Origin of the sequence: Lacrimispora sp. BS-2 (genome assembly GCF_040207125.1) — a bacterium.
GTDB lineage: Bacteria > Bacillota > Clostridia > Lachnospirales > Lachnospiraceae > Lacrimispora.
In genome coordinates, this window is the sequence record NZ_CP157940.1 from 24340 (window position 1) to 38009 (window position 13670).

General features: G+C 43.8%; 11 protein-coding genes and 6 tRNA genes. 6 read left to right on the forward strand and 11 right to left on the reverse strand.

Features of this window, described 5'->3' with window-relative positions; all coding sequences use genetic code 11:
• Positions 1–579 precede the first annotated feature (579 nt).
• The 4 genes from ABFV83_RS00105 to ABFV83_RS00120 all read left to right on the forward strand — a co-directional run bounded on the left by ABFV83_RS00105 (position 580) and on the right by ABFV83_RS00120 (position 6747).
• On the forward strand, positions 580–2250 hold the full coding sequence (locus tag ABFV83_RS00105; RefSeq protein ID WP_349946744.1) for a S8 family peptidase: 1671 nt from the start codon (positions 580–582) through the stop codon (positions 2248–2250).
• A 426-nt stretch (positions 2251–2676) separates the two neighbouring features.
• Positions 2677–4407: an ABC transporter ATP-binding protein gene (locus tag ABFV83_RS00110; RefSeq protein WP_349946746.1), complete on the forward strand. Its 1731-nt coding sequence runs from the start codon at positions 2677–2679 to the stop codon at positions 4405–4407.
• Positions 4404–6260: an ABC transporter ATP-binding protein gene (locus ABFV83_RS00115; RefSeq protein WP_349946748.1), complete on the forward strand. Its 1857-nt coding sequence runs from the start codon at positions 4404–4406 to the stop codon at positions 6258–6260. Before ABFV83_RS00110 ends, ABFV83_RS00115 begins: the two co-directional genes overlap by 4 nt.
• Before the next feature lie 58 nt (positions 6261–6318).
• Complete coding sequence (locus tag ABFV83_RS00120) at positions 6319–6747, forward strand: MarR family winged helix-turn-helix transcriptional regulator (RefSeq protein WP_349946749.1); 429 nt, start codon at positions 6319–6321, stop codon at positions 6745–6747.
• Between the two features lie 127 nt (positions 6748–6874).
• Here the strand turns inward: ABFV83_RS00120 and ABFV83_RS00125 are convergent, their stop codons facing one another.
• From ABFV83_RS00125 to ABFV83_RS00160, 8 genes are all read right to left on the reverse strand, one after another.
• The gene (locus ABFV83_RS00125; RefSeq protein ID WP_349946751.1) at positions 6875–7273 is read right to left on the reverse strand and encodes a hypothetical protein; all 399 of its coding nucleotides are present in this window, start codon (positions 7271–7273) and stop codon (positions 6875–6877) included.
• 13 nt (positions 7274–7286) lie between these two features.
• Positions 7287–8138 (reverse strand): AraC family transcriptional regulator, encoded by an 852-nt coding sequence (locus tag ABFV83_RS00130; RefSeq protein ID WP_349946752.1) that lies wholly within the window; start codon positions 8136–8138, stop codon positions 7287–7289.
• A 427-nt stretch (positions 8139–8565) separates the two neighbouring features.
• Positions 8566–8638 (reverse strand) — tRNA-Lys (locus ABFV83_RS00135).
• A gap of 3 nt (positions 8639–8641) precedes the next feature.
• A tRNA-Gln gene (locus ABFV83_RS00140) sits at positions 8642–8713 on the reverse strand.
• A gap of 38 nt (positions 8714–8751) precedes the next feature.
• Positions 8752–8827 (reverse strand) — tRNA-His (locus ABFV83_RS00145).
• Between the two features lie 34 nt (positions 8828–8861).
• Positions 8862–8935: transfer RNA gene (locus tag ABFV83_RS00150), tRNA-Arg, on the reverse strand.
• A gap of 3 nt (positions 8936–8938) precedes the next feature.
• A tRNA-Gly gene (locus ABFV83_RS00155) sits at positions 8939–9009 on the reverse strand.
• 47 nt (positions 9010–9056) lie between these two features.
• Positions 9057–9131: transfer RNA gene (locus ABFV83_RS00160), tRNA-Pro, on the reverse strand.
• Between the two features lie 420 nt (positions 9132–9551).
• On the opposite strand from ABFV83_RS00160, the gene ABFV83_RS00165 reads away from it, so the two are divergent.
• Both ABFV83_RS00165 and ABFV83_RS00170 read left to right on the forward strand, forming a co-directional pair.
• Positions 9552–10031: a methylated-DNA--[protein]-cysteine S-methyltransferase gene (locus tag ABFV83_RS00165; RefSeq protein WP_349946753.1), complete on the forward strand. Its 480-nt coding sequence runs from the start codon at positions 9552–9554 to the stop codon at positions 10029–10031.
• 110 nt (positions 10032–10141) lie between these two features.
• Complete coding sequence (locus ABFV83_RS00170; protein ID WP_349946755.1) at positions 10142–10849, forward strand: hypothetical protein; 708 nt, start codon at positions 10142–10144, stop codon at positions 10847–10849.
• Positions 10850–10913: 64 nt separating this feature from the next.
• Here the strand turns inward: ABFV83_RS00170 and ABFV83_RS00175 are convergent, their stop codons facing one another.
• The 3 genes from ABFV83_RS00175 to ABFV83_RS00185 are packed head-to-tail and all read right to left on the reverse strand — an operon-like array spanning position 10914 to position 13360.
• On the reverse strand, positions 10914–11492 hold the full coding sequence (locus ABFV83_RS00175) for an ATP-binding cassette domain-containing protein (RefSeq protein WP_349946756.1): 579 nt from the start codon (positions 11490–11492) through the stop codon (positions 10914–10916).
• Between the two features lie 3 nt (positions 11493–11495).
• Complete coding sequence (locus ABFV83_RS00180; protein ID WP_349946758.1) at positions 11496–12266, reverse strand: ABC transporter permease subunit; 771 nt, start codon at positions 12264–12266, stop codon at positions 11496–11498.
• A 32-nt stretch (positions 12267–12298) separates the two neighbouring features.
• Positions 12299–13360, reverse strand: a complete 1062-nt coding sequence (locus tag ABFV83_RS00185) for an MqnA/MqnD/SBP family protein (RefSeq protein WP_349946760.1) — start codon at positions 13358–13360, stop codon at positions 12299–12301.
• Between the last annotated feature and the right edge of the window lie 310 nt (positions 13361–13670).

Here is a 13670-nt window from a genome sequence, read left to right on the forward strand (position 1 = left end):
GCGTATTTAAAGAGTACAGAGGAATTTAACAGAAGGAAGAATTAACTGCGACAAATACCAAATTGAAGGGAGGGGACTTTCCCCCTTAGAAGTTAAAATGTGGGGTAGAGTATGGGATAGAGTACAGAAGAGCAACTCCAAAACCTCCTTTATTTACTGTGTTTTCGGAATGATGATGGGGTTCGAGTCCCGTCTCGCGCTCTTTTTATTTATAGCGGAAGCCTTTATTCACTAGGGTTTCCGCTATTTTTGCGTATTTGCAGCCTGTAAACAGTTGTATACAGCTGTTTACAGGCTGAAGAATACAACCTTCAGAACATTTATCTTACCATTTTGATGCAACAAATGAATTATAGGTTTCTGTTAAACTTTACTGGAATCTGGCTGCGGGATAGCCGGTATCTAGATTCTGACGGTAAGTGGTTCTGGCATAGTCCTCATATTCTTTCCCCTTCTGCCATAACATTTAATATGCATATCAGCCCGGCATCAATATCGGGATACTCCAATTTTAGACAGCCAATTTCATTTTGTCTATTGCATGATTGCTGCTGTCAGTAATCGTAAGGAGACTTAACTGTGAAAAAAATTTTGGATAACAATTATTTTGATTTAATCTTTACTAACCCAGTAATTTCAGCTCCCGACAATGATAGCATTACCTATTTAAACAACCGGCATTCCCTGCTGCATGTCCCGATTTCTAGCGTAAATATTTGTGAATTGGCAAGGTATCCCGTTCACACTTTTCCGACCTTGTTTACTCTCAATTCTACAGTCAGTCTTGAACAGACCGGTGTTGGGGAGGTGCAGCGGAATCCTGCCTTAGCCCTGTTCGGACAGGACGTAATTGTTGTAGTCATTGATACAGGTATTGATTATCAACATCCTGCTTTCCGCAACAGCGACGGTTCGACCCGTATCCTTACCATATGGGACCAGACTCAACAGGAGGGAACTCCTCCTGATACATTCACCTTTGGTACGGAATATAGCCGGGAGACAATCAATACCGCATTGAATTCTGAAGATCCCCTATCCGTTGTACCATCAACAGATACCAATGGACACGGAACGGCCATGGCAAGCGTTATGGCCGGCACTCCCAATATACTGGAAGCCTTTAGCGGGGTAGTCCCACAGTCTGATCTGGTAATCATAAAACTAAAGGAAGCAAAACAGAATCTAAAGAGTTTTTATTTTGTTCCCGATGATGCTTTATGCTTTCAGGAATCCGATCTTATGCTTGGCTTTCGTTATTCCCTTACCATCCAGGAAAGGTTTAACCGCCCTGTGGTTACCTGCTTTGCCGTTGGAAGCAGCCAGGGAGGCCATGATGGAAGAGGCCCCCTAAGCGGTTACCTAAATGACTTGGTATTGCAGCCCGGTATCGCCACATCCGTCTCGGCCGGTAATGAGGGAAACAGCCAAAGGCATTATTTTAATTCCACTGCATTAGAGCCTTATTACAATGATTTCGAATTAAGAATAGGGGAAAATGACAAAATGTTTGCTATGGAAATTTGGTCACATTCTCTAGGACGGGTTTCCATTGACATTTCCTCACCTAACAGGGAATCTACCCAGCAGATTTATCCTGCAATCGGTGATTGCAGAATGTTCAATTTTGTTTTTACTCCTACTACCCTTTATGTTAACAATTATATTTTTGAAGAGGAGACAGGAGATCAGATGATCCTGGTTCGTTTTCAGAACGCTATTCCTGGAATTTGGCGTATGCGGATCAGGAGCATTGAAAATGAGCCCTTAGCCTATCATGCCTGGCTTCCTGCAGGCAATCTTATATCCAACCAGACCTACTTTATTAACTCATCTCCGGATACCACCATCACAGCACCTGGAAACGGCAATCGCCAGCTGACTGTAACTGCCTACAACCAGACTAATAATTCAATGCTTGGCGAATCAAGCAGGGGTTATACAAGAATGGGCCTTGTTAAGCCGGATATTGCAGCTCCCGGTTACCAGCTCACCTGTGCAGTTCCTGGAGGCGGATATGGTTCTGTAACAGGAACAGGAGCTGCTGCTGCCCATACAGCCGGCATTATTTCCATGGTTTTTGAGTGGGCCATTGTCAGGGGAAATTACAGGACGATGAACGGAGTCAATGTCAGTCGGCTGATGATGAGGAGTGCGGTGCGAAGCAGCTCATACACCTATCCCAATAACATATGGGGATATGGCCAGGTGAATGTAGCCAGTCTGTTTAGGCAGTTTTCCAGTATTTAACCTCATCAGGTAAAGTCCCCCGCTTCAATGTCGGAAAGGCATAAGTGGCGTGTGGGACTTACTTGTGTCAGAAGGGAGCAAGCCTCTTCTGACAAGCTTTCGATAGCAGTTATAAAGTTATGCCCGGTAGAGCGGGACACGCTGTGAGCAAGTAGCGAAGCGGATTGCGAATATCCAATTGACTGGAATGGATTCAATAATATAGAACAAAATAAAATCAGTGCATAAGAGGTTGGTAGAGAATTCGGTCTACCAACCTCTTTACCTTATCCCGCAAATTTCACACATTCCGGATAAGGTATTTTTCTTATCATGGACAAATACTCATATAATCCATTGACAATTCGATGAATCAGGATATAATAGTTATGTGTGCAACTGTTGTAAGTGCAATAGTTGCCAAAACAACTAATGCGGGAGCCTGATATGAAAAACTTATTTTTCTATACAAAAAAATACAAAAAAGAATTCATTCTTGCAATCATCTTTATTGAGGCTGAAACCATTTTTGAATTAGTTATCCCCATGATTATGGCTGATATCATTGATGTGGGAGTTGCAAACGGTGATAGAAATTACATATTTCTAAAGGGATTTCAAATGGTATTCTTTGCCGTTCTTTCTCTTTTTCTGGGCCATGCATGCGCCCGGTATACCGCAATCTGCGGAAATGGTGTGGGGGCCCAGATCCGAATGGCTGAGTTTCAGAAAATGCAGTCTTATTCTTTCGCTAACACGGACCGGTTCAGCACCCCTTCTCTGGTAACAAGGCTTACAAGCGATATTACCACGATCCAGAATTCCATTACAAACGGAATGCGTCCCGGTTTCCGTTCTCCAGTGATGATGATGACGGCATTGATCGTTTCTTTCCGGTTGAATGCGGAACTGGCTGTGGTATTTTTAATTGCGGCCCCTGTACTGGCCGTTATTTTATTCACAATTATCAAAAACGTAAAACCCTTATATGCAAAAATGCAGGGAGCCGTTGATCTTGTGAACCGGATCATTCAGGAGAATCTGATTGCCATCCGCGTAGTAAAGGCTTATGTCCGGGGAGATTATGAGATAAGTAAATTTAAAGAGGGAAACATGAATTTACAGAATTCCTCCGAAAGGTCCTTTTCCCTGGCGGCCTTAAATATGCCTGCCTTACAGTTTATTATGTACGGGACCATATTAAGTATCCTGTGGTTCGGCGGAAACCTGGTTATGATCGGAAACATGAAGGTAGGCGCACTGACCAGCTTTCTCAGCTACGTGCTGCAAGTGCTTAATTCCCTTATGATGTTTTCCAATGTGTTTCTTTTGTTTACCCGGTCCTTAACCTCATGGAAGAGGATTTCAGAAGTCTTAGAGGAGGAACCGACCATTAATGATGACCGGGCAAAGGATATCTCCATCAAGGAAGGAAAAATCCGGTTTGAAAACGTATATTTTAAATACAAGGAAGATGCAAAGGAATATGTTCTTTCTGATATTTCCTTTGAGATTGGTCCCGGTGAGACCGTTGGAATCATTGGTCAGACAGGTGCAGCCAAAAGTACCCTGGTACAGCTGATTCCAAGACTCTATGAGGTGACAAGCGGTAATATTATTATTGACAGCCATCCCATATACGAATATACCCAGGATCATTTAAGGGATTCCATTGCCATGGTGTTACAGAAAAACACCCTTTTTTCCGGCTCAGTGAAGGAAAATCTTTACTGGGGAAAAGAGGATGCAACGGATGAAGAAATAGAAAGAGCATGCAGCATTGCCTGTGTGGACGAATTCATCGGCCGCCTGGACCATGGATATGATACGGAGCTGGGGCAGGGAGGTGTTAATGTCTCAGGCGGACAGAAACAGCGGCTTTGCATTGCAAGAGCCATCTTAAAAGCGCCAAAGGTGCTTATTCTGGATGATTCCACAAGCGCCCTTGATACTGAGACAGAAGCAAAAATAAAAGAAGGTTTGGAAAAATCCCTTCCTGGAATGACAAAGATCATTATCAGCCAGCGGATCTCCTCTATCATGGATGCCGACCAGATCATTATTCTTGATGACGGAAAAATAAATGCCATTGGAACCCATGAACAGCTTCTGGCTGATAATGAAATATATCAGGATATTTATTTTTCCCAGCAGAAAGGAGGCGGCCAGTCCTTATGAAGAATACCGGACATGTAAAACCAAAAGACACAAAAAAAGCCATGGTAAAGCTTTTAAGATATATAGGCCATTACAAGTTTTCCATGATGTTCATAGCTATCCTGGTAATCATCAGTGCATTTTCCGGAATCATGGGAACCTATTTGCTGAAACCGGTCATAAACGAATATATTCTGCCGGGAAATATACCCGGTCTTGTGAGAATGATTTTTATAATGGGACTGATCTATCTGGCGGGAGCCATTTCCTGTCTGCTTTATAACCGAATGATGGTCCATGTTTCCCAGCAGGTGGTCAGTGAGATAAGGATAGACTTATTCCGCCATACCCAGAAGCTGCCTTTAGAATTTTTTGATACCCATACACACGGGGATCTGATGAGCCATTTTACAAATGATGTGGACACTATCTCAGAAGCCCTCAACAACAGCTTTACATTGCTGATCCAGAGCTTTATCACTTCCGCAGGTACCATTATCATGTTAATTCTCCTGGACTGGAAGCTGTCATTAATCGTTGTATTTTTTCTTCTGATTATGTTAATATATATTCGTCACAATGGAAGGCTCAGCAAAAAATATTTTGCAGAGCAGCAGAAAAATCTGGGGAATATTAATGGTTATGTAGAGGAAATGGTGGAAGGCCAGAAAGTAGAAAAGATTTTCCGCCATGAAAAACAGGATCTTAAAAAATTTTGTGAACTGAATGAGAAATTGAGGATTTCCTCTACAATGGCCGCAACCTATACGGGCATTACCGTTCCTACGATTGTTTCTCTTTCTTACATTAATTATGCCATTTCTGCCTGCGTGGGCGGATTGTTTGCTCTTTCCGGACTGATTAATATGGGTACTCTGGCCTCCTATCTGGTTTATGTCAGGCAGAGTGCCATGCCCATGAACCAGTTTACCATGCAGATCAATTTTCTTATGGTGGCGTTGGCCAGTGCAGAAAAGATTTTTAATATGATGGAGGAAGAGCCTGAATGGGATGAAGGAACCGTCACCTTAAAGAGGGTGGTGCAGGAGGCCGATGGCAGCCTTAAGGAAACGGATGTTTATACCGGTTCCTTTGCCTGGAAGGTTCCTGACCGGGACCGTGGATATCTTCTGGTCCCTTTAAAGGGTGACGTGCGATTCCACGATGTGATTTTCGGTTATACAGGCGGAAACAGGATTTTAAACGGCATCAGCCTGTATGCCACGCCTGGTCAGAAGATCGCATTCGTCGGTTCTACCGGCGCGGGCAAGACGACAATCATCAACCTGATCAACCGATTTTATGAATTAAATGGAGGAACTATAACCTATGATGGAATCGATATCCGAAGCATAAAAAAGGATGATTTAAGACGTTCCATTTCTCTGGTCATTCAGGAAACCCACTTATTTACCGGAAGCATTGCCGATAATATCCGGTACGGAAGGCTGAATGCTTTCCATGAAGACATACTGGCAGCCGCAAAAATCGCAAATGCGGATTCCTTTATAAGACGTCTTCCTAATGGATATGATACCATGTTAGAAAGTGACGGCAGCAATTTATCACAGGGCCAGAGGCAGCTGATCGCCATTGCCAGGGCTGCCATATCACAGCCGCCTGTTCTTGTCATGGATGAAGCCACCAGCTCCATTGATACACGAACGGAAAAACTCATTGAAAAAGGTATGGATGCCCTTATGAAGGACAGGACGGTATTCGTCATCGCCCACAGGCTTTCCACCGTAAGAAACTCAGACGCCATTTTGGTTCTTGAAAAAGGAGAGATTATTGAGCGGGGCAGCCATGACGAATTGCTGCAGGAAAAAGGGAAATATTATCAACTGCATACAGGGCAGTTTGAATTAGAATAGGGGCACAACCTGTTTCATGATTTATTTGTGCCCTGCGCGAAGGGAAAGGGAAAAATATATGAAGCGACATAATGTGAGAGAGCTATTGGTTCGTGAAGAAAAGGCCAGAAAACAGATTGTTTCTCCCCTTCTGTCAAATATCGGACTGACGCCTGGGCAGGGACATGCCAGGGTCTTATATCACCTTTTACAAAAGGATCATGTCACCCAAAAAGAGCTGGCAGACCGATGCCTTTTCGATGCCGCAACCATGTCAAGAAATATAGACAAGCTGCAGGATATGGGGTTCCTTCTCAGGGAAAATAATCCGGACTGCAGACGTTCCGTTTTGATCAGTCTGACAGAAAAAGGGGTTGCTGAAGCCGAAGAGGTAAGAAAAGTTTTTCAGCAGTTTGAAGAGCTTATCTGCTCTGGTATCCCAGAAGACGAAATAGCCGTATTCTGTAAAGTATTAATGAAAATGTGTGATAATCTGGAAGCTTATTAAATTCCGGTAAGCCATAAAACAAAGGAGTGTGCAGCATAATGTTATGAAATCAGCGGCCATTTCACGCAGAGCCTGCCTTTTGGAATATCTCCATAGCAGTAAGCCGCTTAATGATTGGCCGCTGTTATTATGGGTTTAACTCTTTTTGCTCCCCATCCAGATGGAAGTCGTATCCCATGAGACATTTAGGGTTACATTCCTCTGGATTTATTAACCGCTTACACACAGATGCTTTTTTGATTTCATTCTTCATTTTTTCCGGCAAAGTATTTAAAAAGTTTTCATAAGCTTTTATGTGTTCCGGATAGATCCGTAATCTCATTCCGGCTTTCCGAAACACAAAAGTTGCTAAAACTTTTTTTGCAGTCCCCAGTTTATAAGAAGCGATAAATCCATTTTTGGCAGATTTGATTTCGCATTTACAATTGTTTTGTGTGAGGTATTCATTTATTTCCACAACGAAATCTTTATCGCGTTTATCTACTGCTTCAAGAAAAGCAGTAAAGTTTTCATTTGGCCTATCCATGGCTATCTCCTGGTTATTTCTTTACAACGGGTATCCATACTTCAAAGTTAGAGTTTTGGGGGTCAGGATTCAGATAGACTTCAATATCTGGTCCGTTATCGTATTCGTACCCAGAAGTGGGAAGCCAGTCGGTCACAATTCGTTTTTCTAAATCTTGTATTGCTTGAGGACATTGTCCTTCTCCGGAAAATATAGCCCATGTGAAGGGGGGAACAACATATTCCTCCAATGTATCATCAATTTCTTTTGTGCTGGCAGCGGCAATAAAGTACCGCCATTCTTCCGAGTCATTGCAGACGCTGACTCCTAATATCCCTGCAGGGGATCCCTCTATCATAGCAGCTAATTTAGGGAGTGTTCCGTCAACAGCAGCCTTGTACCACATTTGAGGTACGATCTCAAAATTCTTTTCAATTTCACGGTGTAAGGGCTGTACCGTACCTACAATCCGGAACGATTCCTTTTTTTCTATTCGATAATTCAATTCCTCCGCTCCTTTTATTGTTATTTTAAAACCAATGGGTGGATATGATTTTATGAATGCACCGCTTTCTTTTAGACGGGATGGTGCGATACCATGTATGTTCTGAAAAGCCCGGTTAAAAGCGGTTGGAGAATTATAACCGTATTTAAGTGCAACATCAATAATTTTATTATCCCCATTCTGCAGATCAACCGCGGCCAGGGACATGCGCCTGCGCCGGATATATTCAGATAATGGCAGATTTGCCATATATGCGAACATTCTTTGAAAATGATAAGTAGAACAGCAAGCTAGTTTTACAACTTGTTCATAGTCTATCTCTTCCGTTAAATGCTCCTCAATATACTCCATTGACTTATTTAATCCCTCAATCCATTCCATAAAATGCAATCCTTTCACACATATTGTATTTGCTATTTATTGGCCTGTCCTCTCTTTTTATGTACAAATTAGAGAGGAGATGTGTAACAAGTGCTGTGATTACTATTATAAATATTTAGGAACAGATAAACAATCCTTTCTTGCTTAAACTTTAAAAGCAAGTTGTTCAGGAAGGTTATCAGACCTATATGTAAATATAGAAGGAAACGTCTGCTAATCGCTTTTAAAGCGTTCATATGGCTACATGGCTATAAGGTAATGAAGACCGGGGATTGGAGGGCAGAAGAGGCATATAAGGCGTTATAGGCTGAAGTTATATAAAGCGAGGAATGGGAGAGGAAACGAGAAAGATCCTTATACCAGTTAAAACAGACAAAGCAAAAGACCGGGAAAATCATCTGATTTCCCGGCCTTTTCCGATCATTCATGAGACACCGGGGACTCGAACCCCGGACAACTTGATTAAAAGTCAAGTGCTCTACCACCTGAGCTAGTATCCCATACTGGGCTAGTTGGATTCGAACCAACGAGTGCAGGAGTCAAAGTCCTGTGCCTTACCGCTTGGCGATAGCCCAATAAAACTTGTGATAAAAAAAAATTCCCTAGAAGGGAAAGGTGAGTACAGGGATTCGAACCCTGGGCCTCCAGAGCCACAATCTGGCGCGATAACCACCTTCGCCATACCCACCATAAAATTTTCACATCTTGGTCAGAGATGTGAAACGAGCCTGAAGGGATTCGAACCCCCGACCCACGGCTTAGAAGGCCGTTGCTCTATCCAACTGAGCTACAGACTCAAAAGCGGGTGATGGGAATCGAACCCACGTATCTAGCTTGGAAGGCTAGTGTTCTACCATTGAACTACACCCGCAAAAGGCAAGAGAAACTAAAACTACCATTGACGGTTTTTCTCTTAAATCGGGGTGACAGGATTCGAACCTGCGACCCCCTGGTCCCAAACCAGGTACTCTAGCCAAGCTGAGCCACACCCCGATAGTGAAAGTATTTTTCGTCTTTCTCTTAGTTGCTTTTCCGCAACGCAAGAGTTATTATATATGATGGATATCATTTTGTCAATAATATTTTAGAAAAAAATTCAAATTCGTTATTAAGCCTGTATTTATGCGGTTTTTAAGGGAAAAAATACCCCTGAAATGGGAGGAACCGGCAGGTACATATCATGTTCCTGCCGGTTGAGTATGAAAAATAAAAAGTCAATGTTAAAAGGGTGGGGTTCCTTTTCAATAATTAGTATACGCGGAAAATATGACGGAAGTTTGACTAAGCCATAAACATTTCATAAAAAAACTAAAAGAATTATGAGGAATATTTGAAGAAACAGAAATCTTCCTTATGGTATAATGTATCCATATGAAAACGTGGTACAACTCACAACAGAAAGAAGGATTTGGAATGAAGTACTGGGAAGTTTATGAAAGCAAAATAGGACCTCTCACCTTACTATGTGACGATGAAGCGCTTCTGAGTATAGATTTTGGAAGGTCAGAGCCTAATGAAGCCATAAAAAAGCGAACCGGGCTGATCGAAAAAACCATCAGTCAATTGGAAGAATATATGACTGGAAAGAGAAAGAACTTTGATCTGCCTCTTAAGCCGGCAGGAACGGAATTTCAAAAAAGGGTCTGGGACGCACTTTTAACAATTCCTTACGGAGAAACAAAGAGCTATAAGGATATTGCGGTTCAGATTCATAACCCCAAAGGATGCCGTGCTGTGGGAATGGCAAATAACCGAAATCCCATACCTGTCATCATTCCCTGCCATCGGGTGATCGGAGCCAATGGAAGCCTGGTGGGTTATGGCGGAGGCATGGACATAAAGGTGAAATTGCTGGAGCTGGAGTGCCCGGATGCTTCCGCCTGTAATTATTAAGAATTTTTGGTGATTCTTTCAGTTCCTTTAATCCCCTATACATTTGATTCAGATAATGTTATAATCCTCATCGTCACCAGGAATAAGATTGATGATGAGGAGTGATTAAAATGAGAAAAAACAAAATGCTGGCAGTAATTGCAATCGCCATGGCAGTCATGATGGCGGCTACGGCCTGTGGATCAAAAGATAATGGTAAGTCCTCGCAGGATAATCCTACAGAAGTCAATGCTGCTGAGACGAAAGTAACAGGAGATGAATCAGAAGGTACAGATGAGACTACATTAGGTGAGGATGATTCTGACAGTGAGGAAGATGGAACCGCCGAAACTACGGAAACGACTGCTTCTGATGCAGGAACTTTGTCTTCCGGTGTCTTTACTTCCAAATCTGGAAAATATCAGATTACGCCGCCTCAGGGCTGGACCATTGAGGACGACGGAGATGAAAGCGCAGTGGCATTCACTTCTTCCAATGGCAGCGATATGCTGGAAGTTACTTATGTAGAAGGCGATGAGGCTGACGGAGCCAGAGAGATCTATCCGGATACCATGGAAGAATACAAGGAATTAGTCAGCCGTGGTGAGGATATGGAATTTGTCCGTTATAATGTAGAAAACGGCAGCGACGGAAGCCAGACCTTCCGCTATGCGATCCGGTATAAGACTTCTCAGGATGGGATCCGCTACTATGCAATTTCCGGTTCCTATAATGCTGCTACAAAGAAATACATCAGTGCGGCAGGAACGGTTGAATCACCGGACAGCGCGGTAGAAGGCCAGATTGAGGCAGCTCTTGATACCTTGAAACTGAAATAAAGCAGGAAATATGATATCAAAAAAACAGGGGCTAAAGCGGAAATATCTGCTTTAGCCCCTGTTTTTATAGTTTCATAAGGGTGCCGTTAAGGAGTTCTATATCCTCCTCCTGGTGGGTGCTTATGATGATCAGCTTGTCACGGGTCTTTTCTTTGATGTATTGGATTACGGTCAGTTTTGTGTTCTCATCAAGACCGGTAAAGGGTTCGTCCATTAAGACCATGTCGCAGGGAACCGACAAAGCTCTTACAATGGCCACACGGCGCTTCATTCCGCCGCTTAAGGTGGAGACGGGGCGGGATAAGGCTTCTTCAGGAAGAAGCCTTAAAAGCTCTTCTCTGGCCTGTTTTCTGTTTTGGGAGGAACGGCCGGGAATTACCATGGTAATGTTGTCCACCGGGGTAAATGACTGGCACAGACGGTTCTCCTGAAACACGGCGGAGGCTCTTATGCCTTGAAGCCCTTCAATGGAGCCGGAGTCGGCCTGCTCAAGTCCCAGAAGGATACGTAAGAATGTGGTTTTACCGGATCCTGAGGGTCCCATGAGACAGTAGATCTGGCCAGAACGAAGGGAAAGATTTACCTGCATGAGCACTTTAAGGCTTCCAAAGGACTTGGACAGATGATTTACCTTTAATTCCATGGATCAAACCTCCTGTTTTTTATGGGATTTTTGGCCGGCATCTGCAAGGCTTAAAAGCCATAAAAAGAATTTTTCGAAAAGGGCACTGATTATGATAATGACAAGGGTCCAGGCAAAAAGATCTGCAGTACTTAAATAAATTTTTGCCATATAGAGCTTTTCGCCGATGGAATGGTTTGGGACTCCAATCACCTCTGCGGCGACTCCGGATTTCCAGCCCATGCCCAAAGCCACCCTGCAGCCGCTTATGAGGTAGGGGAGAAGGGCGGGGCGGTAAATATATAAGAGCTTCTTTTTGCCTTGCATATGGAAAACCCGGGCCATTTCCAAAAGCTTTGGATCCGTACTCATAAATCCTGCCATGGTATTTATGTAAATGATGGGGAATACCACAAGAAAGGCAATAAAAACGGACAAATTTTCAGAACCTACCCAGATCAGGGCCAGTATGACAAAGGAAGCCACCGGAACCGACTTGATAAGGGACATAAGCGGTTCCAGCAAGTCCTTTAAAAGGGGGAAACGCCATGCAGCTCCCCCGGCCAGGATTCCTGTTCCAAAAGCCAGGAGGAATCCAAGGCTTATCTTTCCAAAGGAGAAGGCAATGGTTTTCCAGAAGCCGGACATGGCTGCCTGAATCCATAAAGCCTGGATTACCTCCAAAGGGCCTACCAGTATGATGCTGTTGCGCACGAACAGGCTTGCCGCCTGCCATGCCAGAAGCCAGAGAAAGATGATACCGGCCTTTTTAACCGGGAGAGCTGTTGGTTTCATAATGGGAATCTCCTTACAAAGCTTTACCTTAATTATGGCATATAGTAGAAATCATCGGCTGGCAGCGTTCCGCCCACGGAAGACGGCTCCATATCAAAAAGAACCTTTAAGTAACCGCTTAACAGGGACTTCATCTGGTCTCCGTCCACATAGGTGATGCTGCAGTATGGGATGGCTTTTTCTGCAACCGGGGCTTTCTCAATAATTCCGGCAGCAGCTACCAGAGCCGCGGTTTCGGCTACATTGGCATTGGCAAATTCAGCGGATTCCTTATGTTCCGCCATAAAGGCAGCAATGGCTTCCTCGTGATCTTTGATCACGTCATTGCGGCAGATGGTAACTCCGGTCACAAGACTGCCGCCGTTTTCACCGGCTGTGGCATCCCATTCCTTTGTCAGGTCAAGAACCATTTTAAGGGCGTCATTCTGAGCCATGGCTGCTGTTACAAAAGGCTGTGGAAGAAGACCCACTGCATCAGGCTTTTCCTTCAGGATCGAAGCGACCTCAGCGGCTTCGGATTTATATTCCAGGGTTACGTCGTCAGTGGTTAAGCCGTTGGCTTTAAGCACATGCTGAAGGGCATAGTCCGGTGTGGCTCCTTTGCCGGTTAAGTAAACGGTCTTTCCCTTTAAGTCTGCGGCTGTTTTGATGGAATCATCGGCAGATACCCCGTAGAGAACACCCAGGGTGTTAATATCCAGGACCGTCACCTCATGATTGGTTTTGTTATAAATGATAGAGGCCATATTGGCAGGCACAAGTGCCACATCCAATTCCTTGTTTACAATTTTTCCAAGGAGTTCGTCGGCAGCAGTCACCATGGTAAAATCATAGGAGCCTTTTGCATCGCCTTTTTCGGACTGGTCCATCAGCTTTACAAGACCCATGGAGGTAGGCCCTTTCAGGGAACCTATTTTTAAGGTATAGCTGTCGGCAGGTTTTTGGGCCTCAGACGTTTCTTCTGCTGTCTCAGAGGTAGTTTCCTTTTCTGAGGCAGAGGTTGTCTGGGTATTTTCGGTGCCGCCCTTTGCACAGCCGGAGAGAAGGGCAGCCGTTACGGCAAACGCCGTTAAAACTGATAATACTTTTTTCATAATGATCCTCACTTTCTGTCCGTACCTGTCATGTTTTTTTCTTTACGATTATGGAAAAAATCCCACACCAACAGGCATGGGATTTCCGGTTTACGTATTCTCCTCGCCTTCGCCGTCAGGGATCCTTCCGGGTTAGTACGAACACCTTCAGTATATCATTATTCCCCCATATTTGTCAAAATATTGATACAGAAATATGGGGAGATGTGGTATACTGTATATACCTATGTCTATCAAGTTTGACAGGAGTGTGAAACACCCTGCGGGTATCCCTGCATGTCTAAAAAGTGTGGACGGTAACAATGAAAGG